The organism is Mycobacterium colombiense CECT 3035, assembly GCF_002105755.1.
In the GTDB taxonomy this organism is placed as follows: domain Bacteria; phylum Actinomycetota; class Actinomycetes; order Mycobacteriales; family Mycobacteriaceae; genus Mycobacterium; species Mycobacterium colombiense.
This window is the reverse complement of sequence record NZ_CP020821.1, coordinates 2014372-2037963: the sequence shown is the minus strand read 5'-3', so window position 1 is coordinate 2037963 and position 23592 is coordinate 2014372. Positions and strand designations below refer to the sequence as shown.

The 23592-nt window shown below is 66.6% G+C and carries 17 protein-coding genes and 3 pseudogenes; 13 read left to right on the top strand and 7 right to left on the bottom strand.

The genetic code is table 11. The annotated features are described in order from the left end of the window. Nucleotides 1–104 precede the first annotated feature (104 nt). Nucleotides 105–1028, top strand: coding sequence for a family 2A encapsulin nanocompartment shell protein (locus B9D87_RS09370; protein ID WP_007770313.1), 924 nt, complete (start codon nucleotides 105–107; stop codon nucleotides 1026–1028). Continuing rightward, on the top strand, nucleotides 1015–3027 hold the full coding sequence (locus B9D87_RS09365) for a family 2A encapsulin nanocompartment cargo protein cysteine desulfurase (protein ID WP_007770314.1): 2013 nt from the start codon (nucleotides 1015–1017) through the stop codon (nucleotides 3025–3027). The genes B9D87_RS09370 and B9D87_RS09365 overlap by 14 nt, the downstream gene beginning before the upstream one ends. 62 nt (nucleotides 3028–3089) lie before the next feature. Here B9D87_RS09365 and B9D87_RS09360 read toward each other — a convergent pair whose 3' ends face one another. From B9D87_RS09360 to stf0, 3 genes are all read right to left on the bottom strand, one after another. After that, nucleotides 3090–4220 (bottom strand): YeiH family protein, encoded by a 1131-nt coding sequence (locus tag B9D87_RS09360; protein WP_040630128.1) that lies wholly within the window; start codon nucleotides 4218–4220, stop codon nucleotides 3090–3092. Next, nucleotides 4214–4366, bottom strand: coding sequence for a hypothetical protein (locus B9D87_RS27005; protein WP_167540306.1), 153 nt, complete (start codon nucleotides 4364–4366; stop codon nucleotides 4214–4216). Before B9D87_RS27005 ends, B9D87_RS09360 begins: the two co-directional genes overlap by 7 nt. Nucleotides 4367–4502: 136 nt before the next feature. After that, nucleotides 4503–5306, bottom strand: coding sequence for a trehalose 2-sulfotransferase (gene stf0, locus B9D87_RS09355; RefSeq protein WP_007770319.1), 804 nt, complete (start codon nucleotides 5304–5306; stop codon nucleotides 4503–4505). A gap of 596 nt (nucleotides 5307–5902) precedes the next feature. On the opposite strand from stf0, the gene B9D87_RS09350 reads away from it, so the two are divergent. From B9D87_RS09350 to B9D87_RS09300, 11 genes and pseudogenes are all read left to right on the top strand, one after another. Continuing rightward, a complete protein-coding gene (locus B9D87_RS09350; protein ID WP_068272349.1) occupies nucleotides 5903–6643 on the top strand; it encodes an MlaE family ABC transporter permease in 741 nt (246 codons plus the stop codon). Next, nucleotides 6640–7488, top strand: a complete 849-nt coding sequence (locus B9D87_RS09345; RefSeq protein WP_007770322.1) for an ABC transporter permease — start codon at nucleotides 6640–6642, stop codon at nucleotides 7486–7488. Before B9D87_RS09350 ends, B9D87_RS09345 begins: the two co-directional genes overlap by 4 nt. Before the next feature lie 4 nt (nucleotides 7489–7492). Then, nucleotides 7493–8760, top strand: a pseudogene (locus B9D87_RS09340) (MCE family protein). Further along, the gene (locus B9D87_RS09335; protein WP_007770324.1) at nucleotides 8757–9785 is read left to right on the top strand and encodes an MCE family protein; all 1029 of its coding nucleotides are present in this window, start codon (nucleotides 8757–8759) and stop codon (nucleotides 9783–9785) included. Before B9D87_RS09340 ends, B9D87_RS09335 begins: the two are co-directional and overlap by 4 nt. After that, nucleotides 9782–10966, top strand: a complete 1185-nt coding sequence (locus B9D87_RS09330; protein ID WP_148664693.1) for an MCE family protein — start codon at nucleotides 9782–9784, stop codon at nucleotides 10964–10966. The genes B9D87_RS09335 and B9D87_RS09330 overlap by 4 nt, the downstream gene beginning before the upstream one ends. Continuing rightward, nucleotides 10963–12311, top strand: a pseudogene (locus B9D87_RS09325) (MCE family protein). The gene B9D87_RS09330 and the pseudogene B9D87_RS09325 overlap by 4 nt, the downstream one beginning before the upstream one ends. Continuing rightward, complete coding sequence (locus B9D87_RS09320; protein ID WP_007770331.1) at nucleotides 12308–13429, top strand: MCE family protein; 1122 nt, start codon at nucleotides 12308–12310, stop codon at nucleotides 13427–13429. The pseudogene B9D87_RS09325 and the gene B9D87_RS09320 overlap by 4 nt, the downstream one beginning before the upstream one ends. Then, nucleotides 13430–14901 (top strand): annotated as a pseudogene (locus B9D87_RS09315) (MCE family protein). Between the two features lie 15 nt (nucleotides 14902–14916). Beyond that, entirely contained in the window at nucleotides 14917–15588 is a 672-nt protein-coding gene (locus B9D87_RS09310) for an Rv1363c family protein (protein WP_007770333.1), read from the top strand. Further along, entirely contained in the window at nucleotides 15585–16196 is a 612-nt protein-coding gene (locus tag B9D87_RS09305; RefSeq protein ID WP_007770334.1) for a hypothetical protein, read from the top strand. Before B9D87_RS09310 ends, B9D87_RS09305 begins: the two co-directional genes overlap by 4 nt. 14 nt (nucleotides 16197–16210) lie before the next feature. Continuing rightward, entirely contained in the window at nucleotides 16211–16708 is a 498-nt protein-coding gene (locus B9D87_RS09300; RefSeq protein WP_007770335.1) for a CAP domain-containing protein, read from the top strand. Nucleotides 16709–16731: 23 nt separating this feature from the next. Here B9D87_RS09300 and B9D87_RS09295 read toward each other — a convergent pair whose 3' ends face one another. The 4 genes from B9D87_RS09295 to B9D87_RS09280 all read right to left on the bottom strand — a co-directional run bounded on the left by B9D87_RS09295 (nucleotide 16732) and on the right by B9D87_RS09280 (nucleotide 23509). Next, nucleotides 16732–17313, bottom strand: a complete 582-nt coding sequence (locus B9D87_RS09295; protein ID WP_007770336.1) for a rhodanese-like domain-containing protein — start codon at nucleotides 17311–17313, stop codon at nucleotides 16732–16734. A gap of 94 nt (nucleotides 17314–17407) precedes the next feature. After that, on the bottom strand, nucleotides 17408–18751 hold the full coding sequence (locus B9D87_RS09290; protein ID WP_007770338.1) for an MBL fold metallo-hydrolase: 1344 nt from the start codon (nucleotides 18749–18751) through the stop codon (nucleotides 17408–17410). 175 nt (nucleotides 18752–18926) lie between these two features. Beyond that, on the bottom strand, nucleotides 18927–19157 hold the full coding sequence (locus B9D87_RS09285) for a hypothetical protein (protein ID WP_007770340.1): 231 nt from the start codon (nucleotides 19155–19157) through the stop codon (nucleotides 18927–18929). A gap of 110 nt (nucleotides 19158–19267) precedes the next feature. Beyond that, a complete protein-coding gene (locus B9D87_RS09280; RefSeq protein WP_007770341.1) occupies nucleotides 19268–23509 on the bottom strand; it encodes a bifunctional nitrate reductase/sulfite reductase flavoprotein subunit alpha in 4242 nt (1413 codons plus the stop codon). Nucleotides 23510–23592: the final 83 nt, after the last annotated feature.

The following is a 23592-nucleotide window of genomic DNA, read 5'->3' as shown; positions in this document are numbered from 1 at the left end:
GGCCACGTCCTACTGTTGCCTAGGCTCGGCGCGCGGACCCGCTTCTGGTGGGGGACGATAGATCCGCCCGACCCCGGCCGCAGTTCACGTATGAAAGGACTTCGATGACGTCGGCTCAAAACGAGTCTCAGACACTTGGCGACCTCGCTGCCAGGCAACTTGCCAACGCGACCAAGACCGTCCCCCAGCTCTCCACGATCACGCCGCGCTGGCTGCTGCATCTGCTGGGCTGGGTCCCGGTGGAAGCCGGTATCTACCGGGTCAACCGGGTGGTCAACCCCGAGCAGGTCGCAATCAAGGTCGAAGCGGGCGCCGGCACCGACGAACCGCTGCCGGAGACCTACGTCGACTACGAGACCAGCCCGCGCGAATACACGCTCCGAAGCATCTCCACCCTGGTGGACATCCACACCCGGGTGTCCGACCTGTACTCGAGCCCGCACGACCAGATCGCCCAGCAGCTGCGGCTGACCATCGAGACGATCAAGGAACGTCAGGAATTCGAGCTGATCAACAGCCCCGAGTACGGGCTGCTGGCGCAGGCGACGCCCGAGCAGACCATCCAGACGCTCGCCGGCGCCCCCGCGCCCGACGACCTCGACGCCCTGATCACCAAGGTGTGGAAGACCCCCAGCTTCTTCCTCACCCACCCGCTGGGTATCGCCGCGTTCGGCCGGGAAGCCACCTACCGAGGCGTGCCGCCTCCAGTGGTGAGCCTGTTCGGTGCGCAGTTCATCACGTGGCGCGGCATTCCGCTGATCCCGTCGGACAAGGTGCCGGTGGAGGATGGCAAGACCAAGTTCATCCTGGTGCGCACGGGCGAGGAGCGTCAGGGCGTGGTCGGTCTGTTCCAGCCCGGTCTGGTCGGGGAGCAGGCGCCGGGTCTGTCGGTGCGTTTCACCGGCATCAACCAGTCGGCGATCGCGACGTACCTGGTCACGCTGTACACGTCCTTGGCCGTCCTGACCGACGATGCGCTCGCCGTGCTCGACGACGTCGCCGTGGACCAGTTCCATGAGTACAAGTGAGTACCGAGCGGTAGACGCCGAAAGCGACCTGCCCATCAGCGCTGCGGAACTCGCGGCGCTGGCCAGCCAGCTTTATGCGGCCAGCATCCGGCCGGGCCCCGACAGTCCGCCGCAGTCGGCCCCGCTCGCCCCGCGCGGCGGGGTGCCGGATGCGACCGCGGCGACCTCGGCCGGGCAGGGCGCCGGCGGCACCGCCGACGTCTACCCCGGCCCGGTCCCGCTGGTCGGCAGCCGCGACGTCTACGTTCCGGCCCCCACGTCCAGCGCACCGGAAGCCCCGCCGCAAGCCGCGCCCGTGGCCCCGCGCGGCAGCGTGCCCGATGCCACCGCGGCGACCTCCGCCGGGCGGGCGGGTGCCGGCGGGGCCGACGTTTTCGCGTCGCCGATTCCCCGGTTGGGTGTCTCCGACATATACCTCCCGGCTCCCACGTCCGCCGAGCCCGAGGCCCCGCCGCAGACCGTGCCGGTGGCCCCGCGCGGGGGAGTGCCGGACGCCTCGGCCGCGACGGCCCCGTGGTTGGGCGGCGGCCTAAGCGCGTTCGCGGTGCCCAGCGGCATCGTGCCCACGGTGCCCGGGGTGCTGGCCGGGACGGCTCCGACCGTGCCGGTCGGTCCGCGCGGCTCGGAGCCGTCGTGGCTGCCCGACGCGCCGTCGGTCGCCGACCTGGGCTGGTCCGACGCGCCCGCGTCGAATGCGCCGGACGGTGACGAACGGGACTACCACTTCTTGACCAAAGCCGCTCCGGCGCCACAGTTTCCGGACGACCACGAGGTTTTCGACGTCAATGCGGTCCGGGCCGACTTCCCGATTCTCAAGGAGGTCGTCAATGGAAAACCGCTGATCTGGTTCGACAACGCCGCGACCACGCAGAAGCCACAGGTGGTCATCGACCGGCTCGCGCATTTCTACGCGCACGAGAACTCGAACATCCACCGCGCCGCCCACGAGCTGGCGGCTCGCGCCACCGATGCCTACGAAGAGGCCCGCGACACAGTGGCCGACTTCATCGGCGCGCCGAGCTCGGACAACATCGTGTTCGTGCGCGGCACCACCGAGGCGATCAACCTGGTGGCGCATGCGTGGGGCGGCAAGCATCTGCAGCCCGGTGACGAGATCGTCATCACCCACCTGGAGCACCACGCGAACATCGTTCCCTGGCAGCTGATTTCGCAGAAAACCGGCGCGATCCTCAAAGTCGCTCCGATCGATGACGCGGGTAACCTGCTGCTCAGCGACTTCGAGGAGCTGCTGGGACCGCGGACCAAGCTGGTCGCGGCCAGCCAGGTGTCCAACGCGTTGGGCACGGTGGTGCCGGTGGACAAGATCGTCGAGCTGGGTCACCGCTACGGCGCAAAGGTGCTCATCGATGGCGCCCAGTCGATTCAGCACATCCCGATCGACGTCGCCGAGCTTGGTGCGGACTTCTTTGTGTTCTCCGGCCACAAGATCTACGGGCCCACCGGGATTGGCGCGCTCTATGGCACCGAGGAGGCGCTGACCGAGACGCCGCCCTGGCAGGGCGGCGGTCACATGATCGCCGATGTGACGTTGGAACGGTCGCTGTACCAGGGACCGCCGACCAAGTTCGAGGCGGGCACCGGCAACATCGCCGACGCCGTCGGGCTGACCGAGGCGCTGCGCTACGTGCAACGGCTGGGGGTGGAGCGCATCGCCGCCTACGAGCACGCGCTGCTCGAGTACGCCACGCCGCGGCTGGCAGATATTCCGGGTGTGCGCCTGGTCGGAACCGCCGAGGAGAAGGCCAGCGTGCTGTCCTTCGTGCTGGCGGGCCACGAGCCGCTCGAGGTGGGCAAGGCGCTCAATGCCGAGGGCATCGCTGTGCGTGCGGGCCATCACTGCGCGCAGCCCGCCCTGCGCCGGTTGGGACTGGAGGCCACGGTTCGTCCGTCGTTCGCCTTCTACAACACCTTTGAGGAAATCGACGTGTTCCTGAAGGCGGTGCGCCGGATCGCCGAGGGCGGTACCAACGTCGGCTGACGGCGTGCCGAGCGTCCGCCCAGCCGGGTGCATAGCGCAACCCGGCTGGGGCGCCGAAACCCTTAGCCTGTTGCGCCCCAACCGAATACGCGTGACGTCAGCAGCACGATGCCTAACGAAACGGTGGCGACGACGGTGAGCCCGATGACCGCGACCACCAGCGGCCGCCACCCGGTGCGCGCGATCGCACGGATGTCGGTGTTGAGTCCGACACCGGCAAAGGTCAGCAGGAACGCCCATTTGGAGACGTTGGCGAGGTTGGCGGTCTGGCCTTTGGTCAGCCAGCCCGCGGTGGCGATCGCCGAGACCACCAGGAAGCCGAGCACGAACTTCGGGAACTTGTGCCAGAGGAACGCGGCCTTGGCCTTGGCGCCGCGCGCGATCTCGTCGGCTTCTCCCCGGCCCGCCCAAAACAGCGCGAAGCCCAGCACGACGAACCCGATCAGCGCGTTGCGGGTCGACTTCACCAGCACCGCGATCTTGCCGGCATGATCTGAATACAGATACCCGGTGGCGGTCGTTTCGGCCGTGTTGTCCACGGAAAGCCCCGCCCACAAACCGAATTCGTGGTCACTGAGACCGATCGCGTGCCCCAGCGGCGGCAGCACGAACAGTGACACCGCGCCGAGTGCCAAGATCGCCGCGATCGCGTAGCTGACATCGGAGTTGCGGGCCCGGATCGCTCCCTTGGCCGCCACGATGGCCGACACCCCACAGATGGAGGTACCTATCGCCAGCAGCGAGCCGAGCTTGCCAGACAACCCGAACGCGCGGGCCACGACGATGATGATCGTTCCCGCGATGGTCATGTCCACCAGGATCTGCACCAGGCTGATCCCGCCGAGTTTGGCGATGTCGCCCAGCACGAACCGCGAACCGAGCGCTACGATCCCGACCTTCAGCCAGAATTCGTAGGTCAGCACGCCGGGCCGGAATATCGGGTGCAGGCCGACGGTGTTGGTGATGAGCAACCCGATCACGATCGCCCACAACACGTATTCGATGTCGGGCACGGTCCAGTGCTCGTGCTTGGCCAGCGCGTTCCACCAAATCTGGGCGTACTTGCCCAACACCCCGACGCCGATCAGCAGCAGGATGCCGGGCACATACTCGAGCGGGCGGGTGCTGGTGAAGGTGGCTTCCTCCGACGCTTCGCCGGGCTCCACCTGGACGGTGCTCACGCCGGTCACCAGGGGATCTTCGGGAGGGCGTTGGCCACGGCCAGCGCGACGATCACACCCGCCACCGCGGTCGCCCACCAGTCCACCGAGACCGAGCCGAGCCGGGCCGCCCAATCCGGCCGCTGCGAAGCGTCGGGATCCTTTCCGTCAGTTGGCACGCCTTCACCCACGATGACCGCTCCTCAAGCGCCAATGGCGGCGCCTCTGCGCCGCACCCGTCGACTCCGAATCGTGACGTCCGCGGGCGCGACGTCCAAGTGATTGGCTCGGGCTGAATTTAGATCTGGTGTTCGATCAGGTTGGCAGGCCGTGCTTCTCGGCGTCGGCACGGTAGCGGTCCACCCATTCGTCGGAGCGCTGGTCGGCCTGGCGCTCGAGTACCGGGTCGGGCGCCAGTTGCGGGTCCAGCCCCAACGCCTCCAGGATGGAGCCCACCACCTGAGTCAGGTTGCGCCACAACACCGGATACGAGATGTCCATGGGCTTGATGTCCTCTTCGGCGAACCAGTTCCGCCAGCCCTCTTCCTGCGCGCGCAGCATGGTGACGACGTGGGCGATCGCTCCCGCGTGATAGGTGGCGCGGGCGTCGCGCGCCGGATCGGGCCTGCCCCGCCAGACCCGCGTCTGCACCGCCCGCCAGAACGACACCGCCTGCGAGACCACATCGGGCCGGTAGACGTGGATCAGCAGCGGCTGCTCGCCCACCACGTCGGTGATCGCCGCCAGCAGGCCGTCACCGCTGCGATCCGGCAGGTTCTTCGCGCGGTCCAGCAGCAGCGGCGTCTGATTCCACATCAGCTTGCCGCCCCACACCCCGTTCGGTGTCCGCCCGACCGTACGGATGTAGGCGCGCCAGATCTCGGGCGGCGCCAGGTCCCGCGTCCCGACATCCAGCGGGTCGAGCAGGTTCAGGATCGACTCGTCCTCGACGCCGGCGAACCACTCCCGCGGCTGGGGGGACTGGCTGGTGGACGGGAGGTACTGGAAGAACTCCTGCGGCTCGCCGGCCACCCCGGTGGCGCGCAGCGACTCGACCAGCAGCGTGCTGCCGCTGCGCTGCGACGCCAACACCAGATATGACGACGGGCTTTTGGTCACCGGCAGAGTGTATCCAGAACCAGCGATTTCTATCCGGGGTCGCGCGATTACGGTCAGGGTGAAGGAAACCATTGCCCGGAATTCGACTTACCCGAACTGTGGCGTACGGCGACGACAGCCGAACGGGACGGTGGCCGTGGGTGCTCATCTGGTTTCGGAGCGGACGGAAAGCCGCGTCAGCGGCGCTTGCCGTGCCGCGTTGAGAAGTGCTGCGTCGCACGTTCTTTCCGGTAAATGCCCAGGCTTCCCCGCCTTAGGGGCCCGTCGATTGCGTGCGCCACCGACCGGGCATCGGTCTGTTTTCCGGCCGTCTCGCTGACATGCGGGATCTCCGTGGGCGTTGGCGCAGGCTTAGCGGCCGCTGCCCACAATTTCTTCTTATTGATTGCAAACCTGACGCCGGGCATCGCTTTGCCCGTACATTCCCTCATCTATGCGCTCGAGCAGACAAGTGGCGCAGGTAAACAGTGCTGTTTGCTTTGAAGCCAGCACATTACGAACGTATAAGCGTCGTTACGAGGATGGGGGTCGAGTTGAGTCAAGCACCGCCATTGGGTCGGGCAAGCGGCGTGAGCGTCTCGACTTTCGCGAAGCCCATGAACGCGCTGGGCCAATTCTTCTTGCTCAGCGCCGAGGCCTTGGTTGCCGCGGTGCGGGGGCCCTGGGCGTGGCGTGAAGTTCTTGAGCAGATTTGGTTCGTCGCCCGGGTTTCCATCTTCCCGACCATCATGTTGTCCATCCCGTACACGGTGCTCATCGTGTTCGTCCTCAACATCCTGCTGGTCGAAATCGGTGCGGGCGATCTTTCCGGCGCCGGTGCCGGACTGGCCTCGGTAACCCAGGTCGGACCTGTTGTCACGGCAATGGTCGTCTCGGGCGCCGGGTCGACGGCGATGTGCGCCGATCTGGGCGCACGCACCATCCGTGAGGAAATCGACGCCATGAAGGTGATCGGCGTCAATCCGATTCAGGCGCTGGTGGTTCCGCGCATTATCGCGGCGACGTTCGTCGCGGTCCTGCTGTACTCGGTGGTGGCGGTGACCGGGCTGACCGGCAGCTACATCTTTGTAGTCTTCGTCCAGCACGTCACGCCCGGTGCATTCGTCGCGGGAATGACGTTGGTGACCGGGCTGCCGCAGGTGGTGATCTCGCTGATCAAGGCGACCCTGTTCGGGCTGTCCGCCGGGCTGATCGCCTGCTACAAGGGCCTGTCGGTGGGCGGTGGCCCGACCGGCGTGGGCAACGCGGTGAACGAGACCGTGGTGTTCTCGTTCATGGCTTTGTTCTTCATCAACATCCTGACCACCGCGCTCGGTGTGAAGGTGACGGCCAAATGACCGATGCCGCGCGCGAACCGTCGTGGTTCGACACCCTTGGCCTCCGATTGACGGGTTCCACCCGAAAGCTGGGCGAGCAGACCGCCTTCTACGGGCAATCCCTGACCGCCACCGTCGATGCGATACGGCGCTACCCCGGAGAACTACTGCGGTTGATCGCCGAGATGGGAATGGGCACAGGCGCATTGGCCGTCATCGGCGGCACGGTCGGCATCATCGGTTTCCTCACGTTGACCACCGGCGCGCTCGTCGCCGTGCAGGGTTACGACACGCTGTCCAACATCGGCGTCGAAGCGCTGACCGGGTTTCTCTCGGCGTTTTTGAACGTCCGGATGATCGCGCCCTGCACGGCCGGTCTGGCGCTGGCCGCCACGATCGGCGCGGGCGCGACGGCGCAACTGGGTGCGATGCGCATCAACGAGGAGATCGACGCGCTGGAAGTCATGGGTATCCGGGCGGTCACCTACCTGGCGTCCACCCGGATCATCGCCGGCATCCTGGTCGTCATACCGCTGTACGCCGTCGCCGTGCTGATGTCGTTCATCGCGGCGAAGTTCCTCACGATCTACGTGTACGGCCAGTCACGCGGGGTGTACGAGCATTACTTCGCAACCTTTTTGCGACCCACCGACCTGTTCTGGTCGTTCCTGGCGGCGCTGACCATGGCCGCCGGCGTGATGGTGGTGCACACCTATTACGGCTTCACCGCGACAGGTGGCCCGGCGGGCGTGGGGGAAGCGGTTGGCCGGTCGGTGCGGTCGTCGATGATCGTCACGGCGTTCGTGTGCCTGATGATCTCGCTGTCCGTCTACGGCCAGTCCGGCAACTTCAATCTGTCGGGATGACCGGATGAGTGATCACACCGCGGCCGGGGCATTCCAGCGAAACAGGACCCGCAGCAGCAAGATTGACCCGATCTGGTGGGCGCCCACGCTGTTCATCCTCATCGGCGGGCTGATCGCGCTGACGGCGGCGTCGTTCTCGGGCAAATTCCAGGCCTTCGTGCCGCTCACGCTGGTTTCGGACCGGGCGGGGCTGGTGATGGAAGACGGCGCCAAGGTCAAGCTGCGCGGCGTCCAGGTCGGCCAAGTCGCGTCGATCGGCACCGACGTGAAAACGGCTCGACTGCAACTGAAGATACAACCGGACGCCTTCAAGTATCTGCCGAGCAACCTCGAGGCCGAGATCAAGTCGACCACCGCGTTCGGCTCCAAATTCGTCGACCTGATCGTGCCCGACCACCCCAGCGCCACGTCACTGAAGCCCGGCGCGTTGCTGCACTCGCGCAACGTCACCGTGGAGGTCAACACGGTGTTCGAGAATCTGCAATCGGTGGTCCAGGCGCTCGACCCGGCAAAGCTGAACTCGATCCTGTCGGCCTTCGCGCAATCGGTGCGCGGTAAGGGCGATCGGATCGGTCAGGCGATCACCGATGCCAATGACGTGCTGCTCACCGTCAACCCGCGGATGGACACCATCGGAAAGGACTGGCGGCTGTTCGGTAAGACCACCGCCATCTATTCCGATGCGGCACAGAACATCCTGTCCATCCTTGATTCGGCGACGACGACCAGCGCCACCATCACGGACGACCAGCGTTCGCTGGACTCGCTGTTGCTGTCGACGATCGGCTTCAGCCAGACCGGCATCAACGTGATCGGACGCAGCGAATCAAACATCGTGCGGTCGATGAACCTGCTCGACCCCACCATGGCGCTGTTGGAGAAATACTCCCCGACCTACACGTGCCTTTTTCAGGGCGCACAGTGGTATGTCGACCACGGCGGCCGAGACGCATTGGGCGGCAACGGTTACTCCGTGATCCTGGACGCGGCACTGCTGTTCGGCGACGACCCGTACCGCTTCCCCAAACACCTGCCGAAGGTCAACGCCACTGGTGGCCCGGGCGGTAAGCCCAGCTGTGGTTCGCTGCCCGACCCCAGCGCGAACTTCCCGGTGCGCGCGCTGGTCACCGATACCGGCTGGGGGGCGGCCCCCAACGAAATCCGCACCAACGTGGCCGCGGGCAATCCGTGGTGGGCCAACTGGTTCCCGACCACCAAGAATCCGCCGGAGGGGCCTCGCTACTTCTGGCGCGGGGGCAGCCACCGCCATGAGAAGGAAGCTATCCAGCATCATCCTGCGCGTCGGCGCCTTCACGGCGGTGTGCTTGCTGTTCACTTTCGCGCTCATCGCGGTGTTCGGACAGTTGCGCTTCGAGGACCGCACGGGTTATCGCGCGATCTTCACCAACATCTCCGGTCTGAAGTCGGGCAACTTCGTGCGCATCGCCGGGGTGGAAGTCGGCAAGGTCGGCGAGCTCAGCCTGCACCGTGACGGCACGGTCACCGTCGATTTCGAGGTGGACAAGGGCGTGCGGCTCAGCGAGGGCACCAGGGCCGTGGTGCGCTACGAAAACCTGATCGGTGACCGCTATCTCGCGCTCGAGGAGAGCCCCGGGCCGCCGCGCCGGCTGCCGCCGGGCGCGACCATTCCGCTGGCGCGGACGTCGCCCGCGCTCGACATCGATGCCCTGATCGGTGGCTTCCGCCCGTTGTTCCGTGCCCTGGACCCCGATCAGGTCAACGCCCTGTCCGGCCAACTGCTGCGGATCTTCCAGGGCCAGGGCGGGACGTTGGCGTCGGTGCTTTCCCAAACGTCGATCCTGACCTCGACCCTGGCCGGGCGCAGCGAGCTGATCGGCCAGCTGATTACCAACCTGAACACCGTGCTGCACACATTCGCCACCCGTGACCACGAGTTCTCCGATGGCGTGGACAAGCTGGCCCAGCTGGTGGACGGACTGGCGCAGCGCAGGAACGACATCTCCACCGGGCTCGCCTACATCAACGCGGCCGCGGGTTCGATCACCGACCTGCTCGCCCAGTCCCGTCAGCCGATCAAAGACGTTGTGCACGAAACGGATCGCGTTTCCGGGCAGGTGCTTTCCGACAAGGAATACGTCGACAAATTACTCACGGACCTTCCGGACATCTATCAAGTGCTCGCCCGTCAGGGCCTGAACGGCGACTACTTCGGCTTCTATTTCTGCGAGGTATTGCTCAAGCTGAACGGTAAGGGGGGCAACCCGATCTTCGTCAAGCTGTTGGGCCAGCCCAGCGGGCGGTGCACGCCGCGATGAAGCTGAAACTGACCGGGGTGAAAACGACCGACCGCCGAAGCCCTTTCGTGCTGGGTGTGATGGGAACCGTCATTCTGGCCTGCGTGACCGTTGTCGCTTTCCAGTACAACAAGTTGCCGTTCATCAAGGACACCGACGACTATGCGGCCTACTTCGCCGAGGCCGGCGGCATCAAACCCGGTAACACCGTGCGGGTTTCGGGCATGGGGGTGGGCCGGGTATCCGACCTGCGCCTAGAGGGCACCAAGGTCCGGGTGGGCTTCACCGTGCGTAAGGGCGTCGAGCTGGGCGACCGCACTGAGGCGGCGATCAAAACCGAGACGATCCTGGGCGCCAAGATGCTCGAGCTGACTCCGCGGGGGAGCGGGCAACTGTCGAGCACCATCCCGGTGGAACGCACCACCTCGCCGTACGAGCTGCCCGACGCGCTGGGCGACCTGACGACCACGATCAGCGGCCTGGATACCGCCCAACTGTCCACGGCCCTCACGACATTGGCCAACACCCTCAAAGCGACGCCGTCCAACCTCAGGCCCGCCTTGGAAGGGGTGGCCCGGTTCTCCGACACCCTCAACGGCCGCGACGCGCAGCTGCGCAGCCTGCTCGGCAACGCCAACAAGGTCTCGACGGTGCTGGGCAAGCGCAGCCAGCAGATCGCCGGGCTGGTGGCGAACTCCAACGCCCTGCTGGCCGCGCTGCTCGACGAGCGAGACTCGCTGGACGCCCTGATGAACAACCTGACCTCGGTCTCGCATCAGATCTCCGGCCTGGTGAACGATAACCGCACCCAGCTCAAGCCCGCCCTCGACAAGCTCAACGGCGTGCTGGGGATCCTGGACAACCGCAAGGAAGACATTCAGAAGACGCTGCCCAAGTTCAAGCGGTACGCGATGTCCTTCGGCGAATGCCTGGGATCCGGACCGTTTTTCAAGGCCTACGTGGCCAACCTGGTTCCCGGCCAGATCGGCGGCCCGGTGCTCGACGCGGACATGTACGACCGGTTCCTGGACCCCAACCAGAAGCTGCCGTCGGAGGCGGTCGACCCGCCCACCGGCACGCCGCCCGTGCCGCCGGAGAACGCGCCGGTGCCGCTGTGGTCCCAGCCGCCGTCGCCGCCGCCGTCGACGCCGCCCATCCGGACAATTCCGCCGCCCTCGCCACACGATTTCGATTCCCCATGAACCTGTCTCGAGGCGCCCTGCGCAAAGTGACCGCCGCCAGCCTGATCCTGACGCTGGCCGCGGCGTCATTCCTGGTCGGCGGCGAGCTGTGGAAGAACGTCGAAAAGAACACGTACTCGGCGTATTTCGCGGAGGCCAACGGTCTGTTCGTCGGTGACGAGATCCGCATTCTCGGGGTCGCCGTCGGCGTGGTCGACAAGATCGAGCCCCAGCCGGCCAGCTCCAAGGTGACGTTCTCGGTCGACAAGCAGTATGGGATCCCGGCCAATGCCCGCGCCGCGATCCTGTCGCCGTCGCTGGTGACCTCTCGGGCCGTCCAGCTCGTGCCGGCCTATTCCGGCGGACCCAAGCTTGCCGCCGGCTCCTCGATCCCGTTGAGCCGCACCGCGGTTCCGGTCGAATGGGATGACTTCCGCAAGCAGCTGGAGAAGCTGACCGATGCCCTGCAACCCACCAGCCCGGGCGGGGTCAACTCTGTCGGCGAGTTCATCGACTCGGCCGCGGACAACGTGCGCGGCCAGGGCGACACCGCCCGCGACACCGTCGTCAAGCTGTCCGAGGCGATCTCGGCGCTCGGTGACCACGCCGACGACATCTTCAGCACCGTGCGTAACCTGCAGCTGCTGGTGTCCGCGCTGTATTCCAGCAGCGACCTGCTGGCGTCGTTCAACCAGAACCTGGCCGGCGTGACGACGCTGCTGTCGAACACTCCCAACGAAGTCGGCAACGCCTTGAAGTCCCTGGACGGGGCGCTCACCGACGTGCGCGATTTCCTGGCCGAGAACCGCGAGGCGGCGGGCGTGACATTCGACCGGTTGGGTTCGATCACCACGGCACTCAACGACAGCCGCGGCGATATCAAGCAGATCCTGCACATCGCCCCGACGGTGTTCCAGAACTTCCTGAACATCTACCAGCCGGCGCAGAGCGCGATGACCGGCATCCTGGCGCTCAACAACTTCGCCGACATCCCACAGTTCATCTGCAGCTCGATCGAGGCGGCGTCGCGGGCGCGGCTGGCCCGGGTATCGAAGCTGTGCCTGCAGTACCTCAACCCGATCATCAAAAACCGCATCTACAACTACATTCCGGTGGGCATCAACCCCTTCGTCGGGACGCAGGCCCGCCCCAGCGAGATCACCTACAGCGAGGACTGGTTGCGACCCGGGTACACGCCCCCACCCCCGCCCGACGCGGCCGCCCCGCCGGATGCCGTGCCGGCGCCACTCCCGAGCAGCCCGCGCCCGCCGACCAGCCGCAGCCCGTCGAGCCGCCGGCACCGAATGCCACGTCCAACTCCATCGAGGTGCTGCAGAACCTGATGCTTCCGACGGGGCCGTCATGAGGCGCGCGGTAACCACGGTCCTCGCGCTGATGTGCGTCGGGGTGCTGTCGGCGTGCGGCTGGCGCGGCCTGAATTCGTTCAGCCTGCCCGGCACCGAGGGTGGGGGACCCGGGTCGTACACGATCCAGGCGCAAATGCCTGACGTGGTCACCATCCAGGAGAACACCCGGGTCCGGGTGGACGACGTCAACGTCGGCAACGTCACCAAGATCGAGCTGCAGGATTGGCACGCGCTGGTCACCATGCGGATCAACGGCGATGTGCACCTGCCGGCCAATTCGACCGCCAAGCTCGGACAGACCAGCCTGCTCGGCTCGATGCACATCGAACTCGCGCCGCCCAACGGCGAGCGCCCGGTCGGCCAACTCACGGCGGGGTCGGTCATCCCGCTGTCGCGCGCCGGCCTGTATCCCACCACCGAGCAGACGCTGGCCTCGGTGTCGATCCTGCTCAACGGCGGCGGCATCGGGCAGCTGCAGGAGATCACCCAGGCCGTCGCCAAGGCGTTCGCCGGCCGCGAGAACGACATGCGCAGCCTGCTGGGCCAGATCGACGAGTTCATCGCCAAAACCAACGACCAGACCGACGACATCATCGCCGCCGCCGAGAATCTCAATGCGTTGGCCGGGCAGGTCGCGGCCAACGACCCCGTCGTCGACAAAGCGCTGACGTCGGTGCCCAAAGCGCTGGACGTCCTGGCCAAGGAGCGCGCGAAGATCGCCGACACGATCGATCAGGTCGGCAAATTCAGTGCGATCGCCGCCGACACCGTTCACCAGAGCCGCGAATCCCTGGTAAACAACCTGCGCAACATCGCACCGGTGCTGCGGTCGCTCGCCGACGCGGGGCCCTCGCTCACCAGGGGACTCGACGGCCTGGCGAGCTACCCGTGGCCCGCGTCCACGGTGCGCAACTGGTTCCGCGGCGACTACGCCAACCTCACCCTGGTCGTCGACCTGACGTTGAGCCGCATCGACCAGGGTCTGTTCACCGGCTCCCGGTGGGAGGGCAACCTCACCCAACTCGAACTGCAGTGGGGCCGCACCATCGGCATGCAGCCGAGCCCGGTCACCGGGGGCAACCCGCTGACCTATCCGTACCACTTCGGGGGGTACTGAGTGCTTCGGTTGAATCGCCGGACGTGGATCCAGCTGTCGATTCTGACGCTGGTGACCGTCGTTTCCTGTGGCGCGATGGCATTCAACTTTATGAAGCTGCCCGCCACATTGTTCGGGATCGGGGAGTACAAGGTCACCGTCGACCTGCCGCAATCGGGTGGGCTCTACGAGACCTCGGTGGTCACCTACCGCGGTACCGACGTGGGCCAGGTCAAGTCCGTCGGCGTCACCGCCACCGGGGTGCGCGCCGTGCTGGCCATGCGATCGGGGGTCGAGGTGCCCTCCGATGTGCAGGCGTCGGTGCACAGTCGCTCGGCGATCGGCGAGCAGTACATCGAACTGACGCCGCAGCCCGGCAAGCGGGACGGCCACCAATCCCGGACGCTGCGCGACGGCGACGTCATCACCGCCGGACATGTCGACGTCCCCGTCGACATCGGGCGCCTGCTCGACATGACCAACCGTGCGCTGCAAGCGATTCCACGGGACAACCTGCGCACCGTCATCGACGAGACCAACCGGGCGGTCGGCGGCCTCGGGTCGGAGCTGTCCCGCATCGTCGACGGGTCGACCGCGCTGGCGATCGCCGGCGGCCGGACCGTCGACCCGCTGGCCGCCCTCATCGACCAGTCACCGCCGGTGCTCGACTCGCAGGTACAGACGTCCGGCGCGATCGCCACGTGGGCGAGCCACACCGCGGCCATCATGGCGCAGTTCAAGGCGCAGGACGCCGCGGTCCGAGATCTGTTGACGCAGGGCACTTCCGGCATCGAGGAAGGCCGCGCGATGCTGGACCGGGTGTCGCCGGCGTTGCCGGTGTTGTTCGCCAACCTGGTGAGCCTTGGCGATATCGCCGTCGTTTACCGCCACGACATCGAACAACTTCTGGTGCTGCTGCCGCAGGGCATCGCCGCCATGGCCGCGATCATCGTGCCGAGCTCGAACACCAAGCAGGAGTACCGGGGTGCCCAGCTGGACTTCAACCTCAACCTCAACCTGCCGCCGCCCTGCACGACCGGATACCTGCCCCGGCGCAGCGGCGCTCGCCGGCCAGCGTCGACGCCCCGGACCGGCCCGCGGCCGACCTGTATTGCCGGGTGCCGCAGGACTCCGAGTTCAATGTGCGTGGCGTGCGCAACATTCCGTGTGAGAGCAAGCCGTGGAAGCGCGCGCCCACCGTCGAACTGTGCGAGAGCGACGAAGACTACGTGCCGCTCAACGAGGGCTACAACTGGAAGGGCGACCCCAACGCCACCACCAGCGGTCAGGGCGTCCCGCAGTATCCACCGGGCCAGGATCCGCGGCTGCCACCGCCGCGCGGCACCGCGCCACCGCCCGCGCCGGTAGCGGTGGCGACCTATGACCCGGCCACCGGCGAATACGTCGGCCCGGACGGGCGCAGGTACACCGAGTCGGACCTGGCGCACCCCCGCGCCAAAACCTGGCAATCACTCCTCGTCCCGCAACCCTGAAAGTTAAGGAGCACCATGGCGGACAAACCCGATACCACGACGGCCGAGGAAAATGCCGACGAGCCAACGGCATCCGACGTCGCATTCGACATTGACTCGGCGGGCGCCGAAGAGGCTGAAAAGATCCACTCCGAATACGGCGACGGCGGTGCGAATCCACCCGCGGGCAGGCTCGCGCGGTGGAGGGAGATTGCCCGACGGCGGCGGCTGTCGCGCACCGGATCGGCGTTGGTGGCCAGCGGCCTCATCGTCGCGACGCTGGCCGGTCTGAGCGGCTGGCTCGGATACCGCGCCTACCAGAAGCACGACGCCCAGGCCCGGCAGCACTTGTACGTCGAAACCGCCCGTCAGGGCGCGGTGAACCTCACCACGATCAACTACACCCGGGTCGACGCCGACGTGCAGCGAATCCTCGACCTGGCCACCGGCGCATTCCGGGACGACTTCGAACAGCGGTCCAAACCGTTCATGGAGGTTGTCAAGGCGGCGCAGTCGAAATCGGAAGGGACGGTTACCGATGCCGGACTGGAATCCCAACGCGGCGACTCCGCCCAGGTTTTGGTGGCGGTCGCGGTGAAGTCCCGCACCGCCGGAGGCGAGGAGGCGCCGCGGGAATGGCGCATGCGAATCGAGGTCCGATCCGTCGGCGACGACGCCAAGGTATCCAACGTGGTGTTCGTGCCATGACGACACTGAAGGAAGACCTGAACGTCGATACCATTGACGACGAACCGGACTCGACAACCGAAGGCGCACAACAGGAATCCGGTGCCGCCGAGTCGCAGCCCACGGCCGGGCAGGGAAGGCGCCACATCGTGTGGTCACGGGTGTTCGCCCACGGGATATTGCCCGCCCTGGCATTGGTGTTGGCCCTCGGCGCCGGGTACCTCAAGTGGTCGGCGGGGGCGGCCGACGACCTCGCCCGGGCCCGGTCCGAATCTGTGCAGGCCGCCCGCGACGACGCGGTCACCTTGCTGACCTATCACGCCGAGACGGTGGACAAGGAGCTCGCCGCGGCGCGCGAACGGCTCACCGGTGAGTTCAAGGATGCCTACGCCGAGCTGACCCGCCAGGTTGTGGTGCCCGGTGCCAAGGAAAAGCACATCTCGTCGGTCGCCAAAGCCAATGCGGCGGCCTCTGTTTCGGCGACCGCGAATCACGCCGTGGCCTTGGTGTACGTCGATCAGACGGTGACCATCGGCGCGGACGCCCCGACCGACACCCAGCCCGTCGTGCGGGTGACCCTGGACAAGGTCAACGGACGGTGGCTGGTGTCGCGCTTCGACCCCGTGTGATCCGGGCAACCGCCATGGAAGTCTCGGTGCGCTCCTGGTCGGCCGCTGGCGTTGTCCTCCTGGGGACGGCCGTCGTGGCGGTGCCCGCCGCGCACGCCGACAACAAGCGGCTCAACAGCGCGGTGGTGTCCGCCGTCTACACCCTGCAGCACCAGGCGGGCTGCACGAACGACGTCATCAGGAACAACGCGCTCACACTCGCCGCCGAGTGGCACGCCGAGGACATGATCAACAACCGAAACATCAACGACGACATCGGGTCCGACGGCTCGACGCCACAAGACCGCGCCAACGCCGCGGGTTTCCGGGGTAGGGCCGCCGAGACGGTGGCCATCAACCCGGCCATCGCCATCAGCAGCCTGGAACTGGTCAACCAGTGGTATCACAACCCTGATGACATGGCGATCATCCGCGATTGCGCGAATACCGCCATCGGGGTGTGGTCGGACAACAGCATGGACCGCACCGTGGTGGTGGCGGTGTACGGGCAGCCGGACCAGCCCAAGCGGTAAGCGATAAAGGGGCGCTCGACGCGTCAGTGGCCATCCAGTCGGGATAGGACCGTCGCGGTATCCGACGTCGCATCGCGGTTGTACGGCAACTTGGACAGCGCCGTCGCCATCGCGCAGGTGTTGGAGATCGCGGCGTAGGTCAGCCCCGCTCCGATCGCGGCGCCCAGCCATTTGAGCCGCGGGACGACAACGCTGCCGAGGACCGACGAAAGCACGACCGATCCCGCGACGAGGCGTACCTGGCGTTCGAGTTCCCATCGCTGCGCCCCTCGTTCGACGGCGAACCCCCGGCCCTCCCAGTCGGTGATCCCGTTTTCGAGGACACGCCCGCCGGTCAGTCCCGCCTTTCGCAGCAGCGTTTGCGCGTTGGTGGAACGCCGGCCTGAACGACACACCAGCACGATGTCGTGATCACGATCGAGGCGCCGGGCGACCTCGGGACCGTGCTGATCCACCACGTCGATCGGGACGTTGTAGGAGCCGGCGATGTGTGCGGCCTCGAATTCGGCGGGGGTCCGCACGTCGACGACGCGCGGCGCTTTGGTTGAGTCCAGCAGCGCCCGCAGCTCTGGCGAAGTGATGACGTCGGCACTGGGTGCGGTCATTGTCTGGCTCCCGTCGTCGTGGTGACTTAGCACTACCCGCGCCCGCGCCGAACTACAGGCTTTTGTTCAAAGTGAATTTTTCCCGGACGGCGAGCTAGCTTGTGAGTTTTAGTTTTTCGGCATTGTCGTAGCTGTCGTCGATCAGCACGACGGGGCGATGGCGCCGGTCGAGCAGGGCGGCGGCCATCGACGCGCGATAACCGCTCAGGCAGTGGATCCACAACTCGCGGTCGGAGGGAAGGTCATCGACGCGTTCGGGCAATTCGTGCAATGCGACGTTGACCGCGCCGCGGATGTGACCGCTGTCGAATTCCGCGCGTTGACGGACATCGAGCACCAGGACACGGTCATCGCCGAGCACTTCGGCGAGTTCCCCGAAGTCGGCAACTCGGTAGCTGCGCAGCTCTTCATCGCCTGCTATGTCGTGGATGTCACCGCTGGCGCTGCCGGTGAGCCGGTCGATGCCGATGCGGGACAGCTCGCGCTGGGCGTCGCCGATCTGCTTGGCGTCATCGCCGATCAGGGTCAGCGGCGCGCCCCATTCGTACAGCCAGCCTAGGTAATTGACGAAGGAGCCTGACAGCTCGAATCCATATGTGCCGGAAAGGTGTCCGGTCGCGAACGCGGTCCGGTTGCGTAAGTCCACCACCCACTCGCCGGCGTCGATCCGTGCCCGAAGCTCGGACGGGTCGACGAGCGAGGGCGGCGAGAGATCCGGTGCCGCAGGCCCTTCCCTGTTGATCACGCCCATATGGGCGTAATAAGCCGGGAACTCGGCGAGGCCGGCGAGCAGTTCGTCGACGTAGTCCTGCTCATCATGGGTCAGTGCGGGGTTGGTGCGGCGCTGTTCGGCGATGGTGGAATCGTCGCCGTCCGCGGGGGCGGCCGAGCAGAAGCTGCCGAAGCCGTGGGTGGGATAGACCGGGGTGGACGGCGGCAATTCGTCGGCGAGGCGGCGGACCGAATGGTATTGCAGCCGAGTCAATTCCTCGGCGTGCTCGTCTCCGAGCAGGTCCGTCCTTCCGGTGCTGCCAAAGAGCATCGAACCCCCGGTGAACACTCCGACCGTGTCGCCGGACTCGTCGCGAAGCACATAGCTGATGTGATGATGCGTGTGTCCGGGGGTGAGCAACACTTCCAGATGGATGCCGCCGCTGTCGATGTGGTCGCCGCCGTGGACTGCGCGGCAGGAAAACTCGACGTCTTCTCCGGCTGGGACAATGTATTCGGCACACGTCGCGGTCGACAGCGCCAGGCCGCCGGTCACGTAGTCGTTGTGGATGTGCGTCTCGAGCACGTGGGTGATCCGCAGGTCGCCCGCCAGTTCCAGTACTCGATCGATGTCACGCTGTGGGTCCACGACAACCGCTACCTCGCCGTCGCTCACCAAATAGCTGCGATCGCCCAACCCGGACGTCTCGATGATCGATACGTTCACCATGCCTGTGCCCCGTCCACCGTCCTTGCCCGAAGGTACGTGCGGAGCGCTCAACACGCGCGCGTGCGACGACCATGGCGGCGATGCTCGATTGACAATCGCGGCGGCATGTTGTCCGCCGCTTGCACAGTCGGTAGTGGGCCGGGGCGTTCGCCCGCGCAGCCTCGGTCGTGGCTCAGCCGATCACGCGGTCGGCATCGAGGGGCTGTGATTCGGCCGCGGTGCCGCCGTCGCGTGCCGCTGCGCCGTTGCCCAACGTGCACCAGCGCTGGCGCATCAGGTGCTGGGAGTAGACCTTGTCGCGCTGGGCCTGGGAGAACGCGAAATCCAGGTTGACGGGCAATCCCGCCCAGGTGACTTGCTCCGCCGGCAGTTCCTGGTCACCCAGGCGGTCCTCGGTCGCCATGCGTGCACCCCTTCATCGAGTACGCACCAGTCGTTGAGCACATGGTGCGACGGCGATGTTTCAGCCGCGGGTGCACTGCGTTTCGGCTGTATTACGGGCCTTCTGGGGGATTAGTAGACGTCGCGGTGGTAGCGCTTGTCGGCGCTCAGCGACTGCACGTAGTCCCTTGCCGCCTCGGGTTCGAGTTTGCCGAATTCGGCCGCGATCTCGCACAGCGCCCGGTCGACGTCCTTGGCCATCGGATCGGCGGTGCCGCAGACGTACAGCTGGGCGCCGTCCTGTAGCCAGCTCCACAGCTGCGCGCCACGGTTGCGCATCAGGTGCTGCACGTAGACCTTCTGCTGCTGGTCCCGGGAGAACGCCAGGTCAAGCTCGGTAAGGAACCCGTCGTCGCGCATCTGCTCGAGCTCGTCGCGGTAGTAGAAGTCGGTGGCGGCGTGCTGCTCGCCGAAGAACAGCCAGTTCGGGCCGGTGTGGCCGAGCGCTCGCCGCTCCTGCAGGAATCCGCGGAAGGGCGCGATACCGGTGCCGGGGCCGATCATGATCATCGGCGTGTCCGAGTCGCTCGGGGGCCGGAAATTGCTCGACTGCTGCAGGTAGACGGCGACCCGGTCGCCGGGGGAGCGGTCGGCCAGGTAGGTCGAGCACACCCCGCGGCGCGGCACACCCTGGAAGTTGAACCGCACCGGGGACACCGTCAGGTGAACTTCCCCCGGACATGCCTTGGGGCTCGACGAGATCGAGTACAGCCGCGGCTGAAGGCGCTTGAGGACCCGCAGCCACTCGTGGGCCGACGCGGACACCGGCAGCTTGGACAGCAGGTCGATGGATTGGCGCCCCCACGTCCAATCCGCGAGTGCGCGCTTGTTTTCCGGCTTCAGCAGCTCCGCGAGCGTCGGGTCTCCGGTTCGCTCCTGGACGAACCGCACCAGGTCCCGGCTGATGTGGGCGATCTCGATGCGCTCGGTGAGCGCGGAGCGCAACGACATCAGGCCGTGCTCGCCGACCTCGACCGGGGTCTGGCCGTTCAGCCCGGTCACCGACAGCCATTCGTCGACCAACTCGTCGCTGTTGCGTGGCCACACCCCGAGCGCGTCGCCGGCCTCGTAGGTGACGGAGTCTTCCGGCAGGTCGAACACCAAGTGCCGCACGTCTTTTGCCGATTCCGGCTGACTCAACACCGTGTTGCGGACCATGCCCGTGATCAGCGGATGCTTCTTGCTGTAGGCGCTTGTCGCGTGGCCGTTCTGGTGCGATGGCGCCGCGACCGGGGAAGTGCGGACCGGCGCCACCGCGGCCCCGTCGCCGCCGACCGACGTGGGCGTCTTGGTCAGCGCGTCGATGACGCCGCCCACCCACTTCGCCGCGCTGTCGTCGTAGTCGGGTTCGCAATCCACCCGATCTGCGATGCGGGTCGCCCCCAGCTCGGCCAGCCGGGCGTCCAGTTTGCGGCCGTGACCGCAGAAATCGTCGTAGTTGGAATCGCCCAGTGCGAGCACCGCGTAGCGGGTGTCGATGAATCGCGGCGCACCCTCGCCGGTCAGCGCCCGCCAGAGGCCGGCGCCGTTGTCGGGCGCCTCGCCGTCGCCGGTGGTGCTGGTGACGAACAACAGTTCCTTCGTCGCCGCCAACTCGCCCACCGGAAAGTCGTCCATGCTCTGCAGCGTGACCGGAAGCTCGGCGGCGCCCAATTGCGCGGCGATCTCGGCGGCCAGTTCCTCGGCGTTCCCGGTCTGCGACGCCCACAGCACCACGATGGGGGCGCGCTCGGCCGCGGGCTTCGCGTCGGCCGGCGCGGTAGGCGGTTGCCCGGCGGCCGTCAGCGGCGTCGGTTGGGAGCCCTCGGGCATGCCCACCGGCTGGGGCCCGTCGATGCGCGAGAACAGGCCCGCCAGAAGGCCGTCCACCCACAGCCGGGTGCTGGAATCGAACGGCGCGCTCAGCGGCAGGGTGGGCACCCCGCCGGCGCGGCGCCCGGCCTCCGAGCGAAGCCCGGACAGCATGCCGGCCAGGTATGAGCGGCCGAGCTCGTTGAACTCCGGCTTGGGTTGTGTTGCCACACCCAGCAATTCGCCGAGGGCGTCGACTTGTGACACGCTGATTTCTCGTACCTCCGTGGGCGCGGGTTCCGGTGTGTCGGTGGGTGCCGGCGTCTCGGCGCCCGAAACGGGCTCAGCGACCGCGATCTTGGTCAGCGTGACGGCGCATGCCTTGAATTCCGGCTGGCTCGAGATCGGGTCGACCGCGTCGTTGGTGACCGCGTTGATCGACAGGTATTCGCCGAAGGAGTCGTTCCAGTGAAACGGCGCGAAGCAGTTGCCGGGCCGCACCCGGTCGCTGACGAGGGCGGGCAGCACGGCACGGCCGCGGCGGGAGGCGATTTCGACCTGATCGTCGTCGCTGACCTGCAGGCGCGCGGCGTCGTCGGGGTGGATCTCGACGAAAGGCCCGGGATTGAGCTTGTTGAGCTTGGCGACCTTGCCGGTCTTGGTCATGGTGTGCCATTGGTGGGGCAGGCGACCGGTGTTCAGCAGGAACGGGTAGTCGTCGTCGGGCATTTCCTCGGGCAGCAGGTGCGGGCGGGCGAAGAACACCGCGCGGCCCGTCGCCGTGGGAAAGGCCAGCCGGGGCACGCTGCCGTCCTCGCGGACCAACTGCGTCTGGCTGACACCGTCGTTGAGATAGCGGATCGGGTTTCGGTCGCCGTCGCCCTCCGGTGCGCACGGCCACTGCAGGGGGCCCTGACGCAGCCGCTCATAGCTGACGCCACGCAGGTCATAGCCGGTCTTCGGGTTCGAGAACCGCTTGATCTCCTCGAAGACCTCCTCGGCGCAGTTGTAGCTGAACGCCTCGGAAAAGCCCATCTCGCAGGCGATCCGGGCGATGATCTGCCAGTCCGGCAGGGCGTGGCTGGGCGCCCGGACCGCGGGCTGGAACAACGTCATGTTGCGCTCGGAATTGACCATCACCCCTTCGGACTCCGTCCACAGGGTCGCCGGCAACAACACGTCGGCGTATTCGTTGGTCTCGGTCTCGAGGAACGCATCCTGGGCCATCACCAATTCGGCGCGCTCCAGCCCGGCCAGCACGGTCTTCCGGTTGGCAACGGAGGCAACGGGATTGGTGCAGATGATCCAGCACGCCTTGATCTGCCCGTCGGCCATCCGGGAGAACATGTCGATGGTGCCGCTGCCCACCTCGGTGCGCAGCGTGCCGCGCGGGATGCCCCACAGGTTTTCGACGAATGCGCGGTCGTCGTCGGATGCCACCGAACGCTGGCCCGGCAATCCCGGCCCCATGTAACCCATCTCGCGACCGCCCATCGCGTTGGGTTGTCCGGTGAGGGAGAAGGGGCCGCTGCCCGGCTTGCAGATCGCGCCGGTGGCAAGGTGCAGGTTGCAGATGGCGTTGGTGTTCCAGGTGCCGTGGGTGCTCTGGTTGAGGCCCATCGTCCAGCAGCTCATGAAATTGCCGGCCTCGCCGATCATCTGGGCCGCCGCGCGGATGTCCTGCTCGGGGATGCCGGTCACCGCGCTGACTGTGTCGGGGGTGTACTGCTCCAGGAAACTGGGCATCACCTCCCAGCCTTCGGTGAATTCGGCGATGAAATCGGCGTCGGTGTGACCGTTCTCGACGATCAGGTGCAGCAGCCCGTTGAGCAGGGCCAGATCCGATCCCGGCGCGATCTGCAGGAACAGATCGGCCTTGTCGGCGGTCGCGGTGCGGCGCGGATCGACCACGATCAGCTTTGCGCCGGCCTTAACCCGGTCCATCATGCGCAGGAACAGGATGGGGTGGCAGTCGGCCATGTTCGCGCCGATGACGAAAAAGACGTCGGCATGCTCGAAGTCCTGGTAGGACCCGGGCGGTCCGTCCGCACCCAGGGACAGCTTGTAACCAGAACCCGCGCTGGCCATGCACAGTCGCGAATTCGACTCGATCTGGTTGGTGCCGACGAAGCCCTTGGTCAGCTTGTTCGCGAGGTACTGCGCCTCGATGGACATCTGGCCGGAGACGTACATCGCGAAGGCGTCCGGGCCGTGCTCGTCGATGATGGCCCGTAACCGCTTCGCGCACTGGGAGATCGCCCGGTCCATGTCGATGGGCTCGAGTGGTTCGCCACGGTCGGCCCGCGCGTGCGCCGAGTCCATCCGGCCCGGCGCGGCGAGCATGTCCGCGGTGGTGGCACCCTTGGTGCACAACCGGCCGAAGTTGGCCGGATGTTGCTTGTTCCCAACCGACTTGGCGACGTGATCGCGGCCCGTTTTCGGATCCGTTGTGATCTGCAACACCATGCCGCAACCGACGCCGCAGTAAGCGCACATGGTGTTCACGGCGTTCTCAGGCGCCATGGACTCCGCAGCCACGCTTACGTCCCTCCGTCGAGTGCGTACGGGTTAGCTCCGTATCAGGTGAGTTCATTGTGGAGCAGGCA

What these genes read in the sequence shown, in the direction of transcription:
- B9D87_RS09305 (WP_007770334.1), top strand. Translation starts at nt 15,585, where the DNA reads ATGACGACACTGAAGGAAGACCTGAACGTCGATACCATTGACGACGAA.
- B9D87_RS09280 (WP_007770341.1), bottom strand. Translation starts at nt 23,509, where the DNA reads ATGGCGCCTGAGAACGCCGTGAACACCATGTGCGCTTACTGCGGCGTC.
- B9D87_RS09285 (WP_007770340.1), bottom strand. Translation starts at nt 19,157, where the DNA reads ATGGCGACCGAGGACCGCCTGGGTGACCAGGAACTGCCGGCGGAGCAA.
- B9D87_RS09335 (WP_007770324.1), top strand. Translation starts at nt 8,757, where the DNA reads ATGAGAAGGAAGCTATCCAGCATCATCCTGCGCGTCGGCGCCTTCACG.
- B9D87_RS09345 (WP_007770322.1), top strand. Translation starts at nt 6,640, where the DNA reads ATGACCGATGCCGCGCGCGAACCGTCGTGGTTCGACACCCTTGGCCTC.
- B9D87_RS09365 (WP_007770314.1), top strand. Translation starts at nt 1,015, where the DNA reads ATGAGTACAAGTGAGTACCGAGCGGTAGACGCCGAAAGCGACCTGCCC.
- B9D87_RS09350 (WP_068272349.1), top strand. Translation starts at nt 5,903, where the DNA reads ATGAACGCGCTGGGCCAATTCTTCTTGCTCAGCGCCGAGGCCTTGGTT.
- B9D87_RS09370 (WP_007770313.1), top strand. Translation starts at nt 105, where the DNA reads ATGACGTCGGCTCAAAACGAGTCTCAGACACTTGGCGACCTCGCTGCC.
- B9D87_RS09295 (WP_007770336.1), bottom strand. Translation starts at nt 17,313, where the DNA reads ATGACCGCACCCAGTGCCGACGTCATCACTTCGCCAGAGCTGCGGGCG.
- B9D87_RS09300 (WP_007770335.1), top strand. Translation starts at nt 16,211, where the DNA reads ATGGAAGTCTCGGTGCGCTCCTGGTCGGCCGCTGGCGTTGTCCTCCTG.
- B9D87_RS09330 (WP_148664693.1), top strand. Translation starts at nt 9,782, where the DNA reads ATGAAGCTGAAACTGACCGGGGTGAAAACGACCGACCGCCGAAGCCCT.
- B9D87_RS09320 (WP_007770331.1), top strand. Translation starts at nt 12,308, where the DNA reads ATGAGGCGCGCGGTAACCACGGTCCTCGCGCTGATGTGCGTCGGGGTG.
- B9D87_RS09310 (WP_007770333.1), top strand. Translation starts at nt 14,917, where the DNA reads ATGGCGGACAAACCCGATACCACGACGGCCGAGGAAAATGCCGACGAG.